The sequence below is a fragment of the Microvirga vignae genome, from assembly GCF_001017175.1.
Taxonomy (GTDB): Bacteria; Pseudomonadota; Alphaproteobacteria; order Rhizobiales; family Beijerinckiaceae; genus Microvirga; species Microvirga vignae.
On record NZ_LCYG01000063.1, the window covers coordinates 28,320 to 50,556 of the forward strand.

A 22,237-nucleotide genomic window follows, 5' to 3' on the forward strand; every position below is an offset into this window, starting at 1 on the left:
TGAATGGCGCTTTCAGGCCGCATAGGTCTGTTACGTCGCGCTGTCGAGCAGGCCTACCAGAATCCGTTTCGGGCATCGGAGGTCGTGGCCAGCTCCAGATTGGCTCATCGGAGCATCCCTATATCGTGGAGACCCGTCGTGGATGATCGGAATTTCGCAGTCTGGCAGGAAAGCCGCACAACAGCCCAGTGGGTCTATACGGTCGGGGACGGTAAGCCCGAGGGTCAGGCGGGGATGAAGAACCTGCTAAGCGGCAAGGGGGCCAACTTGGCCGAGATGTCCAACCTGGGCCTGCCGGTCCCGCCGGGCTTCACCATCACGACGGAAGTCTGCACCTATCACTACGATCATGGCCGCGCTTATCCCGAGGAGCTGAAGTCCCAGGTCGAGAACGCACTGACCCATGTCGGCAAGAAGACGAGGCCGAACATCAAACTCGGGATCTGCGGCGAGCATGGCGGTGATCCGGCGTCCATCCACTTCTGCCAGGAGGCGAGCCTCGATTACGCGTCCTGCTCGCCATACCGCGTACCGCTTGGCAACAAGGTCGCGAGCCCAAGCCTAAATGGCCCTATCTTGCAGCCGACTGTTTTAGAGCGCGACGGCTTCGGACAAGCCGCGTTCCAATAATATGAGATAATGTGTCATCAGCTCAACCAACTGCAGCCCACCTAATCGGAGGCCGTTCGGAAAGGCCATGAAAACTCAAATCGTTATCGTAGGAGGCGGAGCCGGAGGGCTCGAGCTCGTACGGCGGCTTGGCGCCAAGCTGGGCCGGGATGCTTACGACGTGATCCTCATCGAGCGAAACCGAACCCACATCTGGAAACCGCTCCTGCATGAGGTCGCAGCCGGATCGCTCGATGCTAACCTGGACGAGGTTGGCTATCGCAGTCACGGGCATCGATGGGGATACCGTTTCTTCTTGGGCAGCCTTGAGGCGATCGACCGGGAGGCGCGACAGGTTGTGGTGGCTCCGATCTTGGATGAGGATGGCACCGAGGTTATCGGTCGCCACAGGATACGCTACGATTACCTGATCCTCTGCCTCGGCGCCGTGTCCAACGACTTTGGTACCCCGGGTGTGCGTGAGCACTGTCTCTTCCTGGACAACCGCGAGCAGGCGGACCGCTTCCGGCAAAAATTGCTGAACCATTGTCTGCGCGTATCGCGCACGATGACCACGGATTCCGGCGCAGATGCCTATGTCAATGTCACCATTGTTGGTGGTGGTGCCACCGGTGTCGAGCTCGCCGCCGAGCTCTTCAATGCTGCCTCCGCGCTGAAACACTACGGGCTGGAGGTCTTTGACGAGAGCCGCCTGCGCGTGACCCTGGTCGAGGCCGGTCCCCGGATCCTCTCCGCTCTGCCCGAGGACTTGGCTGAGGCCGCCCACAAGGAACTGGAGGCGCTTGGGGTACGGGTGCTCGTCAACACCGCGATCACAGAGGCCACCTCGACCGGCATGGGCACCCGCACCGGCGAGGTGATCGGAGCTGACCTGAAGGTCTGGGCGGCTGGTGTGCGGGCACCGGATGTCCTGAAGGACATTGCAGATCTAGAGACGACCCGTAGCAGCCAGCTCGTCGTCCGTCCAACGCTCCAAACCACGCGGGACGATCGCATCTTCGCCATTGGTGATTGTTGCTACTGCAAGCCGGACAACTCTGACCGGCCGGTGCCGCCGCGCGCGCAGGCGGCTCACCAGATGGCCCGGACAGCCTATCGCAACGTTCTCTCCCTGATCGCCGACAGGCCGCTGGAGGCATTCGTCTACCGCGATCGTGGGTCGCTCGTGTCTCTTAGCCGTTACTCGACGATTGGCAGTCTGATGGGCAACCTGGTAGGCGGCCGCATGGCGGTTGAGGGGCGGATCGCTCGTATCGTTTACCTGTCACTCTACCGAATGCATCTGATCGGGGTCCACGGATGGTTGAAGGGAATTGCTCTCATTCTGGTCGGGCACGTGAACCGAGTTGTTAGACCCAGGCTCAAGTTCCATTGACGGCCAGATCAGAACGAGCAGATGTCACGACGAACATTCATCTCGAGACCGACCTTAACGGTGATCCGCTGGCATCGTCATACTAACGAGATGCGAGCGGAAGCTGGCAGTGGGGCGGTATGAAGAAGCCTCGCCCATCGCTCTCCGCTCGCCACCGTTTCTCTGCCAAGGTGATCAGCCTCGCGGTCTGGCTCTATTTTCCACTTTCCCCTGAGCCTCCACATATTGGCTTCAGTGGGCCGTCGGCCAGGACGGATACGTGCTCGATGGGCTTGTCGAGAGCAGCCACAACACCAAGGCGGCCAAACGTCTGCGGACCCGATTGATGAAGAAGCAAGGCATGGCACCCAAGCGCATCATCACTGTTAAACTTCCCTCATGTGGAGCCGCCAGACGGCAAGTCATGCCGAGAGTGGAGCACGGACGGCACAAGGGTCTTCTCTATTCGGCCGGGTTCAGTCAAGCACTCACGATCTGTTTGGCTCCATAACATGACTGCCCCGCAGGCTCGCGCTTCTCTCCGGAATCAGCGCGACGGCTCTTCCACAATAGGGTCAGAAGAATGAAGCGGATCAATCTGAGCAGCGTCCTTTGTGCCTGAGGCGCAAGGAACATAGGCGCGGGGCGTCCACTCGGACGGCACGTCGTAGATCTTCCTCGAAGCGTCACTGCCAACTGTATTCATAATCCCCTCGCTAGACCTTGGGTTCTGTCCCAAATTCGGTTTTTACTTACCAGCCCCAGCTGCTCCGCACGGACTGGCTGCTCGAGAATCAATGGCTTGGAACCACCGCCATGACGCGGACCAGCGCTAAAAAATGCCTATCCTTCGAGTTTTCGACGGAACCGGTGAGCCCGATGCGGTATTCATGGGCTTTGATTTCGGAGCGCTGACGAGCATGATTGTCTTCCGTCAGTTCGACGGGAGGGGTGCGATTCTGCGCGGCCGCGTCATGTTTTCCGGCCGCAGAATGTCGGCGAGTTCAGCGGGGTTGAGCAAGCCCTCCTCCAACACGAGGTCGGCAACGCCACGGCCCGTGGACTGCGCCTTTTGCGCGATGCGGGTCGCGTTCTGATAGCCGATGATGGGGTTGAGCGCAGTGACGAGTGCTATGCTGTGGGTGACCAACAACCGGCAACGGTCCTCATTGGCGGTAATGCCCTTGATGCAGCGCTCGGTCAGCGCCGTCATGGCACGGGTCATGATGCGCATGGACTGGAGAATGTTGAGAGCGATCACCGGCTCGAAAGCATTGAGCTGCAACTGCCCGGCTTCGGCCGCGAAAGTAACCGTCAGATCGTTGCCGATGACCTGATAGGCTACTTGGTTGACCATCTCCGGAATCACCGGATTGACCTTGCCTGGCATGATGGAAGAACCCGGCTGCACCGGCGGCAGATTGATTTCCCCCAATCCCGCACGTGGGCCGCTGGAGAGGAGGCGCAGATCGTTGCAGATCTTGGATATCTTCACCGCGATGCGCTTCAGGACGCCCGAAAAGGTGACGAAGGCACCGGTATCCGAGGTAGCTTCGATGAGGTCTGCCGCCAGCACCAGGGTTTCGCCGCTGATCTCGGAGAGTTCGGAAACCACAAGTGGCGCATAACCCGGATCCGTATTGATGCCGGTGCCGATGGCGGTCGCTCCCAGATTGACTTCCCGGAATAGTCGAACCAGCTCCTGCACCCGCTCCACATCTTCGCGCATGGTGGTCGCGAAGGCGCGAAACTCCTGGCCAAGAGTCATGGGGACCGCATCCTGCAACTGGGTGCGTCCCATCTTGATGATATGCGCGAACGCCTCGCCCTTCGCCTGAAAGGCCGCGCAGAGGTTCTCCATCGCCCCGGTAAGTTCGCCGTAGCTCAGGAGAATGCCCAGCCGGAGGGCGGTCGGATAGACGTCGTTGGTGGATTGCGACAGGTTGACGTGGTTGTTGGGATGCAGGTGTTCGTACCGCCCCTTTTCGTAGCGCATCAGCTCCAAGGCGCGATTGGCGATCACCTCGTTGGCGTTCATGTTGGTGGAGGTGCCGGCACCACCCTGGATCATGTCGACGACGAACTGATCATGCCATTGTCCGGCGAGCACCTCGTCGCAGGCCGCTGCAATCGCATCTTCCAAACTTTCCGGGAGAAGGCCGAGCTTGCCATTGGCGCGAGCGGCTGCCTTCTTCACCATCGCCAGCGCGCGCACGAAGTTGGGGAAATGGGAGAGTGGAATGCCGGTGATCTGGAAGTTGTCCAGGGCGCGCGCCGTCTGCACGCCGTAATAGGCGCTGGCAGGAACCGCCAGATCTCCCAGCAGGTCGTGCTCGATCCGTGTGAGGCCGTGATCAGTCGGGAGGCGGATGGAATGGGTCAGCATCGCAGGACCTCTATGGCCTTTTGCTATTCATCTGATTGGCTGGGTGGCCAGTGCGCAGATGCCTGATGGCAGTGCCATCTCAGCTGTCAATGAAGCGCCGAGCAACCCGGTATCACGGTGTCGGAGGCCACCAGGCCGCATTGTACCGTTGGAGATCAGTATCCGAGATTCACGCTATAGGATGCGCCTCACTGGCACTTAAATTCGGAACTTTCCATCTAAGACGGGACGCATTTCGGCACATGTTGCGGTATCAGAGCGGTCTTAGTACGCACCCGTCCCAACCTTCGGCTGGGCAACCATGAAAGTCGAAGAGATCTTCCATCATCTCGCCGCTTCTCCGTCTGTCGTTGCTCGGTGGAGCGGTGACATTGTGGTCTGGAGCTAACGAGAGGTCAGTCACATGCACGAGCCCAGAGTTGCAGACGAGAACACGCCTTACTGGTGGGAAGAGACACCCGTCAAGCCGCTGCCGCAGCAGCCGCTGGCCAAGAAGCTCGACGTGGCGATCGTGGGCGCGGACTATGCTGGCTGTCAGCCGGGCTGGTGCTGGCGCGGGAGGGGCGTTCGGTTGCAGCCTTCGACGCGATGAACCCGGGCGAGGGGGGTTCTACACGCAACGGCGGAATTACCAGTGGAAGCATCCGGCCGGATTACGCCACGATCACTCGGCGCTTCGGCGAAGAGAAGGTGATGACGATCGAGGCCGAGGGCAAGATCACACGCGAACTCCTTTATGACTTCACCAAGACCGAGAAGCTCGACTGCGACTTCTAGCTGGTTGGCCCGTTCAAAGGAGCAATCGGCTATGACCAGTACGAAACGATGGCGCGCAGCGCCGAGGTACTGGCGAAGAAACTCGGGATCGGGTCTCATGCCGTTCCGCATGCCGAGCAGCGCAACTATATCGGCACAGACTTCTATCGCGGCGGCACGGTCCGGATGGACATCGGCGGGCTGCACCCGGTCAAGTTCCACGCTGAACTCCTGCGAGTGGCGCTCGCTTCGGGATTGCCGGTCAATTCGCGGATGTACGTAACTTTGATCAACAGGGAAGGCGACGGGCTCCGTGTCGTGACTTCGGCCGGGACGGTGCAGGCGCGGCAGGTCCTGGTCTGCACAGACGGCTGTACTGATGGCGCCATTCCCTTCCTGCACCGCCGACTAGTCCCGGTTCGCAGCCGGATCATCGCCACCGAGGAACTCGAGCCTGAGGTGATGCCGCGGCTGATGCCGAAGCTGATGATGATCGAGAATCGTCAGCTGGGTTTCTATTACCGCCTCTCGCCCGATGACAGACGTATTCTGCTCGAGGGGCGTGACAGTTATCGCGTAGGCGATCCGGCGGCGCCGAAGCTCTTTCTGCGCAAGGGACCAGTGAACCTTTTCTCGGAGCTCGAGAACATTCGCCTTTCGCACAGCTGGTTCGGCAATGTGGCGATGAGCCGCGACATGCTACCCCGCATCTTCGAGAAGGACGGCATGGTCTATGCCACCAGCTTTTGCGGTTTGGGCGTGGGCTGGGCACCGTGGATCGGTACAAATGCGGCTGACAAGTTGTTGGGACACAGCGAGCAAGCGCGCACCGCCTTCGACTTCCGGCCACCTGCCTTTGTCCCGCTCTATCGTGGCAATCCGTAGTTCATGCCGGCCCTCATTCAAGACTATCGGATACAGGACCGCATCGCCCTGTGGCGCGCCCGCCGCTGACAGGCAAATAACTCGATGCGTTCGGCTGGGATTGGCCGCGCCCTCTGTCGCGATCAGCCCCGCTGGGATAAACGCCAGCATCTCGGAGTGACGGTTCTCAAGCGCGATGAGCGCCTTTGCCTAAGCGGAGCAGTTGGTGAGGGGCACCCGTCGCCTCGTAGACCATCCGCTGGGGCGTACGGTGCCAGAAAGTGCATGACGCACGCAGCTGCTCGGCGTCATTTTGAACTACCGCCCGATCCCTTTCAGTAAGACATAGACGTCCAGACTGTCTTTTGAAATGTGGATGCTGGCTGCGCACGCTATATTGTCAGGCATTTCTTCCGCATCCCGTGCTTGTCAATCCGGAGCCTTAGGCGCCCAAATATCGGTTCAGGCCTCATGGAGAGAGGCGCGATCAAACAGCAGAGAAAGCCATGGGACACTCAGTTCCGATTCGCCTGGAGATCGCTCCATCGGGCCGGTTCTTAAAGGATCTTCTCGAAAGAGCTTTCAAATTCAGCCCAACGCGTGGCCGGCCAATCCATAAACCCACGGCTCATTGTCTCCTCGATTCAGGAATGGGCGTCCTTTGGACATCGTCGTAACAGTCTCGGAAACCGTGAGGCGGCTCTGCTGGAGAAACTCAGCAAATATGCCGTCTTCCTCACGCGTGTCGACGCGGGCGAATCGTCCTGTCAAACCCTTCAGATGCACGGCCGTGAGATGGATCGCGTCATGATCATTCCTCGCGACTATGGGGCCAATCACATGGCCACGACCAAACTCTCGACACATGGAATAGCCGACGATTTCGCCACCGCGTCTTAGAGTGCAAATTGCAGCGTTTTCTGAAAGCAATGCAAGCAGCTTCTCGCGGTTTGTCCCAAATGCGCGCGTATCCAGCGCCGTGATCTCCTCAAGCTTGTCGCTTGATAGCGCACTCAGTTCACCGTCCAGAGCTGGCACCGCTGGAATCGTCGGTGCGACCTCCCCCTGGCGCTGATATACTGTCGCTTCTTTCGCGAAGCCGAGTGAAACATAGAGATTATCAGCGGCATGGGTCGAATTCAGGCTTAGATTGCGGTTGCCGCACCGCTCCAGCACCTGTTCCATGAGCCATCGGCCGGTTCCTTGCGCTTGCGTGCGGGGTGTTGTGATCACCAAGCCGATGGTGGCGAAATCGTCTCCGTGCGGGAACCACATCGCGCTTCCGAACACGCGTCCGATGCCGTCAACGGCGACGATGCCGTGGCCGGCGCGACGCAATAAGTCCCAATCCTTGGGCCGATGCGGCCAGCCAACGGCGATTGAGAGCGAGCTAAGCAGGTTCACGTCTACTTCAACAATATCCCGCGCGACCAATTCGAAGGATTTCAGGCGCACTGATTTTCGCATTTTGCTTTCGTTCCTTCACCGATGCCCAAGTTTGCGGGCATGCAGTGTTCTTGATCCTGCTGCCGATTGCAATTCTCTTTCAGATATCTTTTGTCACAGCATCGCACGGGAATGCCAGCAGGTTTCACTTATTAGCAGCATTTTTTCGAAATCTTCGCTCAAAGTGCAGCGCTATTTGGCAGGGAAAACTCCTGCCTGCGGTTAGGCGGTCGGTAACCGGCAAATTGTGCAAGCAGAGTGGCTCGACGGGAGCGGTCTCCTCTCGCTCTGCCAGCAGGGCGAACTGAAACACGGCCCCCTGCGGCTCATTCGCGCTCGCCCACAGCCAGCCTTTGTGTGCCTCGATGATCGCCGGCAGATGGCCAAGCCCATACTTAGGGCTTGTTCGTGTAGAACGCCTCGAACACTTGGTTCCTGGTGGCCGCATTGGCAGGCCTGGATAGAGGGACAGGACCACAAGCAGGTCGAGGTACGCGGGACTGGCGCGGGCAAGCTCACGCCGATCGAAGAGGCGGCAGGCAGCTATGTCCGGGCGCAGTAGGACACCTCATCAGCACAACACGGAGAGGAAACAGCATGGCGCGTATCGTATTGGTCACCGGAGGAACTCGCGGCATTGATGCTGCGATTTCAAAAGGCTTGAAAGACGCAGGCTACAAGGTTGCCGCGAATTACGGCGGCAATGACGAAGCCGCCAACCAGTTCAAGACGGAGACGGGCATTCCGGTCTTCAAGTTCGACATTTCCGATGCGGCCTCCTGCGAGAGCGGCATTCGAGCCGTCGAAGCCGAGCTCGGCCCGGTCGACATCCTCGTCAACAATGCGGGCATCACCTGCGACGGCGTGTTCCACAAGATGTCGTTCGATCAACGGTCAGAAGGGCTAGATGGGACAGGCGAACTATTTCGCCGCGAAGGCTGGCGTGATTGGCTTCGCCAAGGCCTTGACGTAGGAGAAAGCAGAATGTGCCGTATTCCGCCCGTCTTCAGCAGAATGGTGCGTCTGTCCTTTTCAAGACCAGAACGACCTTCCGTGGGTTCCGTCGCAAATCTGGGGCAGGGACGAGAAAGAAGCAGGTATTTTGTACCGCGCTCATGCAGCGAGCAGGTCGAACTGCTCCGCGAGTGACGGTTGTGCATTACAGGCATACTTCGCCTGCTGCTTGCGCATCATATGGATCATCTCGATCCCGCCGAGGATCACACGGGCAGAGGCCATGGACTGGAAGCCCAGCATCGACCGCACCCGCCTCTTGATGGCCCGATGATCCTGTTCGATGCGATTGTTCAGGTAGGCACTTTGCCGGATCTGGATTGGCTTCAGCTCGCGTCGCGACCGATCCTGAAGCCGGTCTGCGGTATCACACAATAGGACCACTTCCCGGTTGGTCTGGCTGCCGTCAATCACGATCCTCTCGGGTCGGCCATGCCGCTTGAGTGCCTTGCGCAGAAATCGTTTGGCCGCAGTGAGGTTTCGCCGGGCACTGAACCAGAATTCGACCGTATCGCCATTGCTGTCGATGGCTCGATAGAGATATTTCCATTCGCCTCGGACCTTGATGTAAGTTTCGTCAACGTGCCACTTGGCGTTGACGGCTCGCTTGCATGAGTTGATGCGGTTCAGAAGTTCATGCGAGTAGCGGACAATCCACCTGTGAATGATCGCGTGATCGACCTTGATGCCGCGCTCGGCCATCATCTCCTCAAGATTTCGCAGGCTCAGATTGTAAGCCAAGTACCACCGGACGCAGAGCAGGATTACCGTGCGATCGAAATGTCTGCTCTTGAACATCCGTGTCTCCGCTGCTGTGACCATGGCCACCGTAGCTGAAACTCTGAAACAAAATGTTTGCGACGGAACCCCTGATCTATCGGCTCGGCTCAGCACACAGCCCGAGCGGTACAGGTCGGTTTCGGCTCAGGAGGGGCGAAAGAAACCGTACTGCGGAAGGTCTTGCTAGGTTTGCGGTAGACCGGAGGGCCTTCCGCTGAATGACCTTGCATTTCGGCACATTCTGCCAAACGCCTGCAGCTATGTTTGACTAATAAGGCAGATTGACAGGAACCAAGGACATGGATCGCTTCCGGCCGAAATACGTGACTTTTGATTGCCATGGCACGCTGATCAATTTCCAAATGGCGGAAGCCGCTCGGGATCTGTTCGGTCATCTTCTGGATGGGCCGCGCATGGACGAATTCATCAGAAACTTCCAAGCCTACCGCATCGATGAGGTGTTGCAGGACTGGAAGCCCTATGCCGATGTCGTTCACAACGCATTGGAGCGCACCTGCCGCCGCAACAACGTCGCATTCCGTGCCGAAGACGCTGAAGCGATCTACAACCGCATCCCGACCTGGGGACCGCATCCGGACGTCCCTGAGGGTTTGGCTAAGCTAGCCAAGGAAATTCCGCTGGTTATCCTTTCGAACTCCATGATGGCCCAAATTCCGTCGAACGTGGCAAAGCTCGGCGCGCCATTTCATGCCGTCTACACCGCTGAACAGGCGGGGGCTTATAAGCCGCACTTCAAGGCGTTCGAGTATATGTTCGACATGTTGGGATGCGGCCCAGAGGACATAACTCACGTTTCCTCGTCTTTCCGCCACGACCTGATGTCTGCCTATGATCTAGGCATCAAGAGCAAGGTCTGGGTTAATCGCGGCCATGAGCCCGCCAACCCCTATTACGAGTACACCGAAATCCGCGATGTGACGCAGCTACCCGGCGTTTTCGGGCTCTGAGGGCGCGAATGGGGCGCGGGGCTTCATGGCTGGAGCGCTCCACCTTTTGCAGCATGAAGGACACCATCTCCAACAGGCGAGGATCTTTCGAATTGGGTGCTTGTATTGATCTGGTCCCCGATAAAGAAGCAGGTCAGCGCAATAGCTCTATGGCTGCGGGGCGCGACCATCTGCCCTGCGCGGCAGCCTCAACCGAAGCCTATTTTCGCGCTGCCGCCGCAATCCTGGCGATGCGGCCGGGCTCCTCCGAACCGGACATGTCGGCGGCACTGCTAAAGCGCCACTACGGATTGGCGGGATCGATCACGACATTATCCTCCGAGGTCGAGCGCACTGATGAGGTCAACCTGTCGGACGGCCGCCAACTAATCCTGAAGACGTCGACAAGACCGGAGGCGATCGACAGCTTTCGTTTCCAAACCGCCGCCATGGCGGGATTACAAGGGGCCGCCGGCTTCGTTGCACCCGAAGTGCTCCGCACGAGCAGCGGCGCATTGATGTTTGAGCAAGAGGGGGTATGCGGGTACTTGCAGACCCGGATTGAGGGCATTCCGCTGCACCGGGCGATGTCCACTCCAGACCTGCTTTTTCGAACTGGCAGCGCTCTCGCCCGGCTGAACTTAGCCCTTGAGCAGGTCAATGTGCCTGCGGCCCACCGCCCCGTTCTTTGGCATGTCGGGTGCTGGTCGCGGTTGATGGAACTAGAGCAATACCTGCCATCCGGGAGCATTGCCGATAGCGTTCGCGTCGCGATGGCAGAGTATGCGGAGTTTGTTGAGCCACAAATCTCGAATGTGGCGTGGCAGGTCACTCATAATGATCCCAGCCCATTCAATATGATGGTGACTGGCCAGGGAATGGGTTTCATCGATTTTGGCGATGGCTGCTGGAGCCCTAGGATCCAGGATCTTGCGATCGCAGCAAGTCACGTCGCAACGGATTCGACCCTTCCTCTAGGTGGGGCCGAACATCCTATCGCCGGCTAGGCCTCTGTCATTGCACTTTCGACGCTGGAAGCAAGACTGCTCGTCGGACTGATGCGGGCGCGACAAAGCGCATTGATCTTGGTCAATTACTGGCGCTCCCACCTTTTTCCGGCCGACGCCCAGTACATCAAAAAGAACGTTGCGCGTGCCGAGCACGGCCTTTCTATCCTGGCGCCAGTTGGTGTCGCATCGGGCGAGGCGACAGTCTTGGCGGTAAGGACGACGACATTGCCGTAACGCCATTTCGGTTCGCTCGACCGGCACGGTTGCCAGAATCGTGAATTCACCAAGGTACTCTTTCAGATAGGCAGCAGCACATGTCCACAGATCTCATGCCTAATCGCTACAGACCCGGCGAATCCGACCTTCCCAGGCGCGAGTCCGAGCTAATTGCTCGCCGTGACGCAGTTCTGGGGGCCTCTTATCGGCTCCAGTACCGCCGGCCCGTGCACTTCGTGCGCGGCGAAGGCATGTGGCTCTACGATCCTGACGGGCGGGCCTATCTTGACTTCTATAATAACGTGCCGTCTCTCGGCCATTGCCACCCGGAAGTAAACGCCGCAATGGCTGAGCAGGCGGGCCGAATAAGCGCCAACACGCGCTATCTCGAGCCAAAACTTGTCGACTATGCCGAGCGGTTGGTCGATACTTTCCCAAACGAGCTCGACCGGGTAGTTTTTACTTGCACGGGGAGTGAGTCCAACGATCTGGCCCTGCGTATCGCGCGATTTATGAGCGGCAACGAAGGCGTGATCGTTTCCTCCTATGCGTATCACGGCACGAGTGCGGCTGCCGCCGCGGTTTCGCCGAACTTGGGCGACGCAGTCAAGCTCAGCCCATTCGTGCGCATGGTATCCCTACCCGGCCCGGCGGGCGTGCCGGAAGCCCAGGCTGCGGACTTCTTCGAGGCACAGATTCGTTCAGCCATTATGGATCTGAACCGTCGTGGCATGGGCATTGCGGCCCTGCTCATCGACAGTATTTTTTCCAGCGATGGTGTATGGGTAGACCCTCCTGGCTTCATTGCCAGCGGAGCTGCAGCGGTGCGGGAGGCAGGTGGCCTCGTCATTGCCGACGAAGTTCAACCGGGCTTTGGGCGAACTGGCGCTTATATGTGGGGCTTCGAGCGGCACGGGATCGTTCCGGATCTTGTTACCCTCGGCAAGCCGATGGGCAACGGATTTCCAATTGGCGCTGTCGTTGGTCGCAGAGCCCCGATGGAGCAGTTCGGTGCCACCTCTCGCTACTCGAACACGTTCGCCGGAAACACAGTTGGAATAGCGACCGCGGACGCCGTGCTAACGATCTTGCAGCGTGACCAAATCCCCCAAAAAGCGCTTGCCGTGAGCCAGCGCCTCCGAGCCGGGCTGGAGGAGATCGCAAAGCAGCATTATGAAGTTCGTGCAATCCGAAACGCCGGTCTTTTCTTTGGCGTCGACATGGGGCCTGAGGGCACACCGGCGGCAGGCTGGCGTGCGATGGCTTTGGATGTGGTCAACGCAATGCGGGATGACGGCGTACTTATCAGCACGACAGGGGCCAATGAGGATACACTTAAAGTGCGCCCTCCGCTCGTTTGCCAAGCCGAGCATGTTGACCTCTTCCTTGCATCCATGAAGCGCGCGCTCATCAAGGTCGCAGGCTAGACCGCGTACCTACGAGCAGGTGGCCGGGCCTGAGTCGAGTACCGGCCGAATGCATGCACTAGGAAGGAGATTGGCGGTGTCGGTCTTGGATCGAATGGCCGAGCATCTCGGCCGCGAAAGTTTGACCAGGGATAAGACACTATGATCCGCTTTTCAGCACCTGCTGCAAATGCTAATCATGCCGCCATGCATATTCGCCCCGCCTCATCTGCTGACACTCCCGCCGTCTGGTCGATCATCGAGCCCATGATCCGAGCGGGAGAAACCTATACGATTGATCGTAACCTGAGCCGGGCAGAGGCTCTTGCCTACTGGATGGGAGCAGACAAGGAAGTCTTCGTTGCCGAGGAAGCGGGCGCCATCCTCGGCACCTACTACATGCGTCCCAATCAGGATGGCGGTGGTCGGCATGTTTGCAACTGTGGATACGTCACAGCACCTGATGCGACGGGTAGAGGCGTCGCACGCCGTATGTGCGAACACTCAATGGTAACCGCCCGCGCCAACGGGTATCGGGCAATGCAGTTCAACTTCGTGGTGAGCACCAACCAGCGCGCCATTTCGCTATGGCAGAAAATGGGTTTTGAAGTTGTGGGCACGTTGCCCGGCGCGTTCAGGCACCCGACACATGGCTATGTTGACGCCTTCGTTATGTATCAAGCGCTATAGACGAAGTTGGCGTTCGCGACGTTGGATGACGATGCTGCAGTGTCCAACTGGACGGCCCCGTCTATTAAACTCGGCCAAAACCGGACAGACCGCATGCGGCCCCAAACAGGTTATGCCGCAAGCATACCTACACCGCCAGAAGCCGAGAAAACAATCGGAACTTGTAGCGTATTTCCGGTAGGTGTGGGGATCGACGGTATCGGTCCTCCGCTATCAATTCGTACCACCCCCGACAAAGCTCGGAAATCCTGACGTTTGCCAGCAATTGGTAGGCCATTCGCCGGACACGTGTCACCGCAATGTGACACCGTCCAACGACGAGGATTTTACCCTCATGGCAGAGGCTGCTTACATCATCAAGAAAGACGGGCGATACTGGTTTCAGAAAAGATTCGGTGCGCAGAGCGGCATCTCGCCGGGTCTGGCCAGTCATTGCCGCGTTGCACTGCGAGCGGCCGACTATCGGCAGGCCGTTTCCCGGATGCTGAAGGTCATGCGCATGGTCCAGTCATATGAAATCCAGGCCGACATAGTGGACCGCGCGAATACCTTGCTCGCGGAGATGCAGCGTTTCAATGCGACGGCCGGATGTTGGCCAGAGGGTCTTAGCAGGAGCTTTCGCAGATCGGGGGAGAAAGCCATCGGAAATTGGGTATGCAGGGCTCATTCGACATTTTGTGCTGCGTACCCGGTGCGACAGTGCTTGCACGTGGACCAGCCAGCACCAGGCGAGCCGATGGCAAAAGTGTCACGCTCCGGATGCGGACGTGTGGCGTAGGCCCCGACTTCAAAACGGGTAGGTATTATTAATGAAAACGCTGCTGCTTAAGAAGGATGAAGTAGGACGGCTAATCGGTATGACGGAAGTCATCGGCGCGGTGGAGGAGGCTTACAAAGCCTTCAGCAGTGATCAGGTGGAACAACCTGACTATATCGGGATACATCTCCCCTCTCTCCGTGGAGAAATTGACTTCAAGCTTGGCTATTGCAAAGTCAATGAAATCATCTCTATGAAAGCGCACTCTGGAGGGTTCGCCAACAACCCGGCAGAACACGGCGTGCCGAATAGCATGGGCACCATTCTCGTGTTTGATGCCAGGAGCTGTGCGTTGATCTGCATCATGGATGGAAGCTTGATCACCGGCCTTAGAACCGGGGCGTCTGGAGCCGTTTCCGTCAAAGCACTGGCGCGAAAAAACGCCAGGACAATCGCATCGATCGGCACAGGCAATCAGGCGAGAATGCAAATCCGGGCGATCAACGAGGTCATGAAGATCGGAGAGATCCACGCTTGGAGCCCCACCCCGGATACGCTTTCCAAATACAAGACGGACATCGAACGCGAATTCGGCATTCCTGTCATCGTCGCAAGCTCTAAGAAGGAAGCGGTTGAGCAGGCCGATATCTTGATTACGACGACCCGGGGAAAAGGGGAGCTTGTGGAAGCGGATTGGGTGAAGCCCGGCACACACATCGTTGCAATCGGCACAGATCAACGTGGCAAACAGGAGCTGGATCCGGAGCTCTTCAGGAACGCGAAAATCATCGTCGACTCGATCACGCAATGCACAGAAAAGGGCGAGACCTGGCACCCGCTGAATAAAAGTATCATTGCCAAAGACGACATCCATGGCGAAATCGGCGAGGTATTGTTGGGAAGGAAGCCGGGACGAGAAAGTGATGACGAAATCACGATTTTCGATTCCACGGGTATGGCCATACAAGACAATACGACAGCCAGCAAAATCTATCAGAACGCAATAGCCAATAACGTCGGTACTTTCTTTCAGTTTTTTGAGTAATGACTATGCGCAACTACCCCACCATTCAGGACATCCGTGAAGCTCAGGAACGGCTGAAACCGCACATCAGACATACGCCGTTATTGCGTGCAGAAAAAATAGAGAAAGCCGTTGGTTGTCAGCTATATCTCAAACCTGAAACCCTGCAGATTACTGGCGCCTTTAAAATTCGCGGTGCCCTGAACAAGGCCCTTTCGCTCCCAAGAGAAGAGATCGCAAACGGCATCATTGCGACGTCGTCGGGCAATCATGCCCAGGGGCTTGCTTACGCCGCCAGAATGCTCGGCGTGAAAGCGATATTGGTTCTTCCGGTCACCACACCAAAAATCAAAATCGAAAACACAAAAGCCCTCGGGGCAGAAGTCATTCTTTTCGATGGCGACACCGCTGCCAGATGGAAAAGGGTGCACGAAATCGCCGAAGAAAACAAATACGCGGCTGTTCACGCTTTTGAGGACCCCATCGTGATGGCCGGTCAAGGAACGATCGGGTGTGAAATACTGGAGGACCTAGACGATGTGGACACGGTCATTGTTCCCGTAGGCGGCGGAGGCCTTATCTCAGGAATCGCTACCGCTATCAAAGAAACGAAACCATCAGTGCGCGTTATAGGCGCAGAGCCTGCCTTGACACCGAAGTATTTTCACAGCCGGATAAGCAAGGAGCGCACATCGCTTCCCTTGAAGAACACGATTGCGGATGGCCTGAGGATAAGCGTTCCGGGTCAAAACCCATATCCGATTATCGAAAAGTATGTGGACGAGATCGTTCTCGTTGAAGACGAGCACATTATCGCGGGTATGCGTACCCTTGCCAAGGATGCGAAATTGATCGCTGAACCGGCCGCCTCGATTGGTATTGGAGCTTTGTTGGCCGGCTCTATAAAAGTCAAACCGGATGAGGAAGTTTGCGCGGTGTTAACTGGAGGGAACTGGGACTTATGCGACCTTGCTGAGATATACAATGTTGCCGAGCAAGCTTTTCCAGAACGGATTTGAAAGTTCCCTACGAATAAAAAAGTTGAACCCGTTTGTGAAAGCATTTCGATAAAGTATTCGTCAGGAGATTATTAACCGCGCTGAATAAAGCGTGGCGCGAAGGATGGCGAGAAAGGACCCGGAGAATACGACATGCGAGATGTTCGTGGGCTATCGCGAAATGCTAAGAGCCCGTCCCGAAAAGGGTTGAGTGGTCGAGGATGGCGTGCTTCCAAGAGGGTGCTGAAGCCTGACTTGGAACCGCGATGTGGACCCCGGCCACTCGGCGGCAGTATAGCCGCGACGAGTTGCGTTACGACACCGATTTGACCGATGCCGAATGGGCTCTGATCGAGCCACTTCTGCCTGAGCCCCACGCCCGCGGACGCCCCTGGCTCTGGCCCGCCCGGGAGATCCTGAACGCGATCTTCTACGTCCTGCGCGGCGGCATCGCCTGGCGGCTGTTGACCGCCGATTCGCCGCCCAGGAGCACCGTCTTCCGCCGGTTCAGCCTGTGGCGTGACACCGGCCTGCTTGAGGCCATCAACCATCTGCTGGTCATGGCGGATCGCGAGCGGGTTGGGCGGGAAGCCTCGCCCACAACTGCCGTGCTCGACAGCCCGAGTGTGAAGACACCCAGAGCGGCGGCCTCAGAGGCTATAAGGCGGGCCAGAAGGTCAAGGGCCGCAAGCGCCAGGTGATGGTCGACACCGACGGGCGCGGGCTGATCCTGGAGCCGCAGCCTGCTGATGTGCAGGACCGCGATGGCGCGCCGGTGGTCCTGCGCCTGTCGCGGGGCTCGTTCCCATTCATCGACAAAGCCTTCGCCGATAGCGGTTATGCCGGAGAGGCTCCCGCCCAGGCGATCTCGAACCGCATCAAGATCGTCAAAAAGCCGCCGGATCAGGTGGGGTTTACGGTGCATCCTCGCCGCTGGGTGGTTGAACGGTTCTTCGCGTGGATCAGCCGCAACCGACGGCTCTGGAAGGATCCGGAGGCGACGCTCACGTCAGCCCGGGCCTTCCTCTATGCCGCTTCCGTCATGCTCCTCGTCCGCCGATTGGGACGGCACTCATGACTACGGGACGGACTCTTACGCAATTGCCTCAGACTTTATAATCCAAAGCACTTCCGTCTTCGAGGTAGACAGATTCCTAAAAGAATGTGGGATAGCTCCATCAAACTGGAAACTATCGCCAGGTTCAAGCTCAAACGTACTTGTCCCAACTGTCAGTTCGAAGCGACCACTTACTACAACGCCAGCTTTCTCTCCATTGCGCATCCAGGGCTCCGAGCCCGAGTTTCCCTCTGGGCTTAAGATCAACATCAGCAATTCCAGGTCAGACGTGCGCACTGGGGATAGCAGTTCCTTAATCAGCCCGATATTCTTGAACTCCATCTGAATTCTGTCGGCTCTGCGGACAATGGTCGAAGAACCTATATCGTGCCCTGAACCGAACTTCTGAAAGAGATCGCCAAGCTCTACTCCAAGTGCACGACTGATCCGCCCCAATGTATTCAGAGAGGGAGTAGCTTGGCCGCGCTCAATGTGACTAAGCATAGCAACAGAGACTTTCGACACCTGTGAAAGCTCCGCCAAAGAAAGCTTCTTCATTGCACGGAGCTGACGAAGCCGAGCGCCAAATTCCGCCAATGGGAACGGGTCATCATTGTCATCGGTCGGCACGAGTGACATCGTGTTCTGCATCTTCTCAAACCATGCGTCGTCGGAGTCCCTGTTGCAGGGCAATAGCACAAAGCGGCACATTCTGAAATAACAGAGCACCCACAAAATTCAAGCTGATGATAATCAGGCGCGCTTCAGTCGCAACGTCTCAATTGATAACCGACGTCGAATGATCGATATATTGATGCATTAACCACTCCGGCGAACATGCAACTCTGCTCTTGAATTTAGCTTCCTGTTCTCTCTTACGACAAGCAGAGAGCATCAAAATTACGTTTTTTGATGTCAGGACTGCACGCACTATCCCGACGAACGTCTAATCGACCCGACCATCGCGGGTATATTGACCTTACAAATTTAGCATTCATTATCATCACATGAAACAGCCAGCTTATTGCAGGATTGTTTGTTGGATTGAAGCAAGCGTCCTAGGCACACGCGTAAAGCTGAAGGAGAGGAGCAGTTTCGCTGGCCGTCTCAAGAAAAGCACAAGCTGGAAAAGTGCAACTCTTGCGCAGTGACAAGTATGTTACGAGGACCAGATGGCCGAAAATCACGCCACTCACAGGGCGATGCGTTTAGGGGTCGAAGTTGGTGGTACGTTCACCGACCTGATTGCGATCCAAGGCGGGGATGTGCGTCTCCTCAAGGTGCCGAGCACTCCATCGGAGCCGGAAAAAGCGGTCCTAAACGCGATTGACGCTCTTGGTGTGTCGCTCAAAGACATCTCCGAGTTCGTCCATGGCTCAACAGTGGCAACGAATACAATTCTTGAGCGCAAAGGCTTCCGGACAGCCTTCGTCACGACGGCGGGATTTCGAGATATTCTTGAAATCCAAAGGCATGATCGCCGCAATATCTACGACATCAACTACCAAAAGCCCGAGCCGGTCATTCTTCGTGAAGACTGCTTCGAAGTTGTGGAGCGCCTGGACGGGCGCGGAAGCGTTATTATCCCCCTCGATGAGAGTGGAGTAAAGACCACTCTCATCGAACTCCTGCGCACGAGAGAGTACGTCTCGGTTGCGGTGTGCCTCCTGAATGCTTATGAGAACCCCGAGCATGAAAGGCGTGTAGCTAAGCTAATCCGAGACTCTCTCCCGGATGTTCGTGTTACCTGCTCCTCCGACATAATTCGGGAGTTCCGCGAATATGAGCGCGCCTCCACGACTGTTCTCTCGGCCTATGTACAGCCAGTCATCGACCGATATCTGGGGCGGCTTGAAAAGGGGTTGGCCGATCGCGGGTTTGCAGGGTCTCTCAGCATCATGCAGTCGAATGGGGGGCGTATCCCATCTGAAGGGATGCGCCGCAGCTGTATATCGGCCTTTCTTTCGGGGCCTGCGGCGGGGGTCGTTGGAGCTGCACGCCAAGCGGCGCGCTCTGGGTTCGATGATCTGATAACATTCGACATGGGCGGAACATCAAGCGATGTTTGCCTTATCGCTTCAGGACATGTCGAGACGTCAGTTCAGTCAGAGGTTGATGGCCTCCCAATTCGGTATCCGATGGTGGACATAACCACAATTGGCGCAGGCGGCGGAAGCATCATCTGGGTTGATGACGGAGGAATGTTGCGCGTAGGGCCGCGCAGCGCAGGCGCAAACCCGGGGCCAGCCTGCTACGGTCGAGGTGGAACTCTCCCGACGGTGACGGACGCCCATGTAGTCTGCGGAACACTCCAGCCCAATACATTTTTGGGTGGGCGGATGACCCTGGACCCTGACGCCGCCGGGGCGGCATTCGGTGCTCTTGCTGATAAACTGAACTCGACGCCGGACGATGTGGCGGACAGTGCCTTGTCGCTTGCGGCAGCCAATATCGTACGAGCAATCCAAGCAGTGTCTACCGAACGTGGTCGCGATCCACGCGACTTCGCATTAATGCCTTTTGGAGGTGCAGGTCCTTTATGCGCTACTGAGATCGCGGATGAACTCGGTATAAGGCGGATCGTCATTCCGCCTAACCCAGGCGTCATATCAGCCTTTGGATTGTTAGCCGCCGATCATGTAATGATTGATGTAGCTTCACATCAGGCGGTGTTGCATGACGATATGATAGGCGGGTTTCGGGACCAAATTGACCTTATGGTTGCGAAGGGCAGATCCGAATGCGAGAGCCTTGGCTTAACAGGCGAGGTCGTCAACAAAATTCTACTTGATATGCGCTTCTCGGGCCAAGCCTTCGAGTTGCAAGTTCCTTTCACCCTCGAAGAATTCTTCGCAATGGACGCCCAAGGTCTGAACGAACGCTTCCGCGAAACGTACAATGCAGTGTTCATGCTCCGTGCTCCCGGAGCCCGGCCCGTTGAGATCGTTGCAATTCGTTTAGTGACTTCCGTACCAAACAACGCAGTTCCGCATCTGCGGTGGGCGAGCACAGTCTCTCGGGACCGTCGAAGTGTCCAAGTGCGACGCCACGGCGTTGTACACGATTGCCAAGAGATAGTCGTTGATCAACTCGTTGTGGGTGAGCCGCTCAAGGGACCTGCATTGATCGTCAGTGACACCAGCAGCATCTTCGCTGAACCAGGATGGTCGGTTGTGCGCGACGAAGCGGAAAATCTTGTCCTGAGTAAGGTGGACCTATGAACGTTTCAAAGGCAGATTTTGCGATCATCAGCCAAAATCTCCTTGCTATCCCTCGGGAGATGGGGGCCAAGCTGATCCAGTCGTCATTTTCAACGATTGTGAGGGAAGCAAGGGACTGTTCGGCTGCAATACTAGATGCGGAAGGCAGAGTGATCGCGCAGGTCGATCAAATCCCTATCCTGCTTGGATCAATGTCGTCCACGTTCCGCTGGTCATTGGAGTATCTGGGTGATGATCCCGTACAGGAAGATGAGTTTGTAATAACGAATGATCCTTATTCTGGAGGCCAACATCTTCAGGATGTTTTCATCTTCTGCCCAGTCTACTACGAAGGTCGACTTGTTGCTTACACAGCGACAGTTGCGCATCACCTTGACATAGGTGGTGGTAGCGCAGGGATTAGTGCAAGTGCAACGGACGTCTATGGAGAAGGCCTTCGAATCCCGCCGATTAAACTAAACTTCAATCGTGACTGGAATGGCGGCGCGTTCGAGCGGTTGGTAAAAGCAAATGTTCGTGTGCCTGACCTGACATTGGGTGACTTTGATGCTCAGTTCGCCGCCAACGCTGTGGGCAAGAGGCGTTTCCTCGATCTCATTGCACGACATGGCGTAGACAAGGTTGAAGCGGTTGGTGTGGAAACACTCAACTACGCAGAACGAATGATGCGCGCGGCCATCAGGCGTATTCCGGATGGCGTCTATGTGGGGGAAGATTTTCTCGACGACGACGGCATCGGGAATGAACCTGTACCTATTCGCGTTACAGTCACTGTAAAGGGCGATGAAATCGACGTCGATTTTGCAGGAACGGCTCAACAGGTGCGCTGTAACCTTAATTCTCCATATGCAGCCACGGTCTCCACGGTTCTATGCTGTCTTAAAGCAATTCTCACAGGGGCGGATGTTCCATTCAATCAGGGCGGGTCTCGCCCAGTATCGATCCAGATCCCTCAAGGCACAGTCTTGAACCCTCGACCACCTGCTGCAGTTCGCGCCCGACTTGAGGCCTGTTATCGCGCGTACAACGCAATCATGATGGCGCTGTCCGAGGTCCTGCCGGATAAGGTCGCCGCTCCAGGCTTTGACACTCTCACGGTCGGATCTCTGTCGCGGCTAAACGGGGACAAGTATTCCGTCTATCTTGAAGTGTTCGGCGGCGGGAACGGGGCGACACAATCATCTGACGGTTGCAGCGCTGTGGACTCTCCGTTGTCGAACTGCACGAATACGCCAGTGGAGACCGCGGACAGGAACTACGATTACTTCCGGGTTGTTCGGTATGAACTTGTCCCTGACAGCTGTGGCCACGGAGCTAAGAGAGGCGGTTTGGGATTCATCAAGGAGTATGAAGTGCTTTCAGCTGGTGTGAGCCTCGCTCTCTATGGTGATCGGTTCCGCCTAGCGCCGCGGGGACTTGCTGGTGGAATGTCGGGTTCAACAGGCGCCTGCTACGTCACACGAGGTGCCGACATCATCCACGTTGGGTCAAAGGGCTCGCTGGCATTGGAACCGGGCGACCGCGTCGTATTCCGTCTCGGTGGAGGAGGAGGCTATGGCAACCCGATACATCGCAACCGACAAAGCATTGAAGCTGACGTACAGGCTGGCTTGATTACGAGACCAGTTGCGGAGGCGGTTTACGGATATCAGGCCCCGTAGGGTCAGAAAAAGGAGCAGCA

The 22,237-nt window shown here is 57.2% G+C and carries 15 protein-coding genes and 3 pseudogenes; 14 read left to right on the plus strand and 4 right to left on the minus strand.

The features are described 5' to 3' along the window. Positions 1–234 precede the first annotated feature (234 nt). From AA309_RS37490 to AA309_RS36765, 3 genes and pseudogenes are all read left to right on the plus strand, one after another. Positions 235–630: a PEP/pyruvate-binding domain-containing protein gene (locus AA309_RS37490; RefSeq protein WP_150117709.1), complete on the plus strand. Its 396-nt coding sequence runs from the start codon at positions 235–237 to the stop codon at positions 628–630. Positions 631–697: 67 nt separating this feature from the next. Beyond that, a complete protein-coding gene (locus AA309_RS23025) occupies positions 698–2,005 on the plus strand; it encodes an NAD(P)/FAD-dependent oxidoreductase (protein ID WP_047191374.1) in 1,308 nt (435 codons plus the stop codon). A gap of 223 nt (positions 2,006–2,228) precedes the next feature. Beyond that, positions 2,229–2,444, plus strand: a pseudogene (locus AA309_RS36765) (IS6 family transposase); the annotation flags it as partial. 474 nt (positions 2,445–2,918) lie between these two features. On the opposite strand, the gene aspA reads toward AA309_RS36765, so the two are convergent. Further along, positions 2,919–4,370: an aspartate ammonia-lyase gene (gene aspA / locus AA309_RS23030; protein ID WP_047191375.1), complete on the minus strand. Its 1,452-nt coding sequence runs from the start codon at positions 4,368–4,370 to the stop codon at positions 2,919–2,921. A 403-nt stretch (positions 4,371–4,773) separates the two neighbouring features. Between aspA and AA309_RS23035 the strand changes: the two are divergent. Beyond that, positions 4,774–6,080, plus strand: a pseudogene (locus AA309_RS23035) (NAD(P)/FAD-dependent oxidoreductase). A 498-nt stretch (positions 6,081–6,578) separates the two neighbouring features. Here AA309_RS23035 and AA309_RS23040 read toward each other — a convergent pair. Beyond that, entirely contained in the window at positions 6,579–7,457 is an 879-nt protein-coding gene (locus AA309_RS23040; protein ID WP_047191376.1) for a GNAT family N-acetyltransferase, read from the minus strand. 576 nt (positions 7,458–8,033) lie between these two features. Here AA309_RS23040 and AA309_RS23045 point away from each other — a divergent pair. Further along, positions 8,034–8,403 (plus strand): annotated as a pseudogene (locus AA309_RS23045) (SDR family NAD(P)-dependent oxidoreductase); the annotation flags it as partial. 146 nt (positions 8,404–8,549) lie between these two features. Here AA309_RS23045 and AA309_RS23050 read toward each other — a convergent pair. Further along, positions 8,550–9,248 carry an IS6 family transposase gene (locus AA309_RS23050; RefSeq protein ID WP_047191378.1) on the minus strand — a complete coding sequence of 233 codons (699 nt, stop codon included), beginning with the start codon at positions 9,246–9,248 and terminating at the stop codon, positions 8,550–8,552. A gap of 281 nt (positions 9,249–9,529) precedes the next feature. Here AA309_RS23050 and AA309_RS23055 point away from each other — a divergent pair, with 281 nt between their 5' ends. From AA309_RS23055 to AA309_RS23090, 7 genes are all read left to right on the plus strand, one after another. After that, complete coding sequence (locus AA309_RS23055) at positions 9,530–10,198, plus strand: haloacid dehalogenase type II (RefSeq protein WP_047191379.1); 669 nt, start codon at positions 9,530–9,532, stop codon at positions 10,196–10,198. Between the two features lie 53 nt (positions 10,199–10,251). After that, on the plus strand, positions 10,252–11,184 hold the full coding sequence (locus tag AA309_RS23060; protein WP_244470460.1) for a phosphotransferase enzyme family protein: 933 nt from the start codon (positions 10,252–10,254) through the stop codon (positions 11,182–11,184). A 317-nt stretch (positions 11,185–11,501) separates the two neighbouring features. Beyond that, positions 11,502–12,830 carry an aspartate aminotransferase family protein gene (locus AA309_RS23065; RefSeq protein WP_047191380.1) on the plus strand — a complete coding sequence of 443 codons (1,329 nt, stop codon included), beginning with the start codon at positions 11,502–11,504 and terminating at the stop codon, positions 12,828–12,830. Between the two features lie 186 nt (positions 12,831–13,016). Further along, entirely contained in the window at positions 13,017–13,499 is a 483-nt protein-coding gene (locus AA309_RS23070; protein ID WP_047191381.1) for a GNAT family N-acetyltransferase, read from the plus strand. Between the two features lie 809 nt (positions 13,500–14,308). Beyond that, on the plus strand, positions 14,309–15,301 hold the full coding sequence (locus AA309_RS23080) for an ornithine cyclodeaminase family protein (protein ID WP_047191383.1): 993 nt from the start codon (positions 14,309–14,311) through the stop codon (positions 15,299–15,301). Next, positions 15,301–16,299: a threonine/serine dehydratase family protein gene (locus AA309_RS23085; protein WP_200902034.1), complete on the plus strand. Its 999-nt coding sequence runs from the start codon at positions 15,301–15,303 to the stop codon at positions 16,297–16,299. Before AA309_RS23080 ends, AA309_RS23085 begins: the two co-directional genes overlap by 1 nt. A gap of 245 nt (positions 16,300–16,544) precedes the next feature. Beyond that, a protein-coding gene (locus AA309_RS23090) for an IS5 family transposase (protein WP_244470461.1) occupies positions 16,545–17,356 on the plus strand; the annotation gives its coding sequence in 2 pieces (ribosomal slippage) (positions 16,545–16,914 and positions 16,914–17,356; 813 coding nt in all). 15 nt (positions 17,357–17,371) lie between these two features. On the opposite strand, the gene AA309_RS23095 is transcribed toward AA309_RS23090, so the two are convergent. Continuing rightward, a complete protein-coding gene (locus AA309_RS23095; RefSeq protein WP_047191400.1) occupies positions 17,372–17,974 on the minus strand; it encodes a helix-turn-helix domain-containing protein in 603 nt (200 codons plus the stop codon). A gap of 533 nt (positions 17,975–18,507) precedes the next feature. On the opposite strand from AA309_RS23095, the gene AA309_RS23100 reads away from it, so the two are divergent. Next, entirely contained in the window at positions 18,508–20,556 is a 2,049-nt protein-coding gene (locus AA309_RS23100; RefSeq protein WP_200902035.1) for a hydantoinase/oxoprolinase family protein, read from the plus strand. After that, entirely contained in the window at positions 20,553–22,217 is a 1,665-nt protein-coding gene (locus AA309_RS23105) for a hydantoinase B/oxoprolinase family protein (protein WP_047191384.1), read from the plus strand. The genes AA309_RS23100 and AA309_RS23105 overlap by 4 nt, the downstream gene beginning before the upstream one ends. Positions 22,218–22,237: the final 20 nt, after the last annotated feature.

Excerpts from the sequence above, each read along its gene's own strand:
- AA309_RS37490 (WP_150117709.1), top strand. The coding sequence starts at position 235 with ATGAAGAACCTGCTAAGCGGCAAGGGGGCCAACTTGGCCGAGATGTCC.
- AA309_RS23025 (WP_047191374.1), top strand. The coding sequence starts at position 698 with ATGAAAACTCAAATCGTTATCGTAGGAGGCGGAGCCGGAGGGCTCGAG.
- aspA (WP_047191375.1), bottom strand. The coding sequence starts at position 4,370 with ATGCTGACCCATTCCATCCGCCTCCCGACTGATCACGGCCTCACACGG.
- AA309_RS23040 (WP_047191376.1), bottom strand. The coding sequence starts at position 7,457 with ATGCGAAAATCAGTGCGCCTGAAATCCTTCGAATTGGTCGCGCGGGAT.
- AA309_RS23050 (WP_047191378.1), bottom strand. The coding sequence starts at position 9,248 with ATGTTCAAGAGCAGACATTTCGATCGCACGGTAATCCTGCTCTGCGTC.
- AA309_RS23055 (WP_047191379.1), top strand. The coding sequence starts at position 9,530 with ATGGATCGCTTCCGGCCGAAATACGTGACTTTTGATTGCCATGGCACG.
- AA309_RS23060 (WP_244470460.1), top strand. The coding sequence starts at position 10,252 with ATGAAGGACACCATCTCCAACAGGCGAGGATCTTTCGAATTGGGTGCT.
- AA309_RS23065 (WP_047191380.1), top strand. The coding sequence starts at position 11,502 with ATGTCCACAGATCTCATGCCTAATCGCTACAGACCCGGCGAATCCGAC.
- AA309_RS23070 (WP_047191381.1), top strand. The coding sequence starts at position 13,017 with ATGCATATTCGCCCCGCCTCATCTGCTGACACTCCCGCCGTCTGGTCG.
- AA309_RS23080 (WP_047191383.1), top strand. The coding sequence starts at position 14,309 with ATGAAAACGCTGCTGCTTAAGAAGGATGAAGTAGGACGGCTAATCGGT.
- AA309_RS23085 (WP_200902034.1), top strand. The coding sequence starts at position 15,301 with ATGACTATGCGCAACTACCCCACCATTCAGGACATCCGTGAAGCTCAG.
- AA309_RS23095 (WP_047191400.1), bottom strand. The coding sequence starts at position 17,974 with ATGTCACTCGTGCCGACCGATGACAATGATGACCCGTTCCCATTGGCG.
- AA309_RS23100 (WP_200902035.1), top strand. The coding sequence starts at position 18,508 with ATGGCCGAAAATCACGCCACTCACAGGGCGATGCGTTTAGGGGTCGAA.
- AA309_RS23105 (WP_047191384.1), top strand. The coding sequence starts at position 20,553 with ATGAACGTTTCAAAGGCAGATTTTGCGATCATCAGCCAAAATCTCCTT.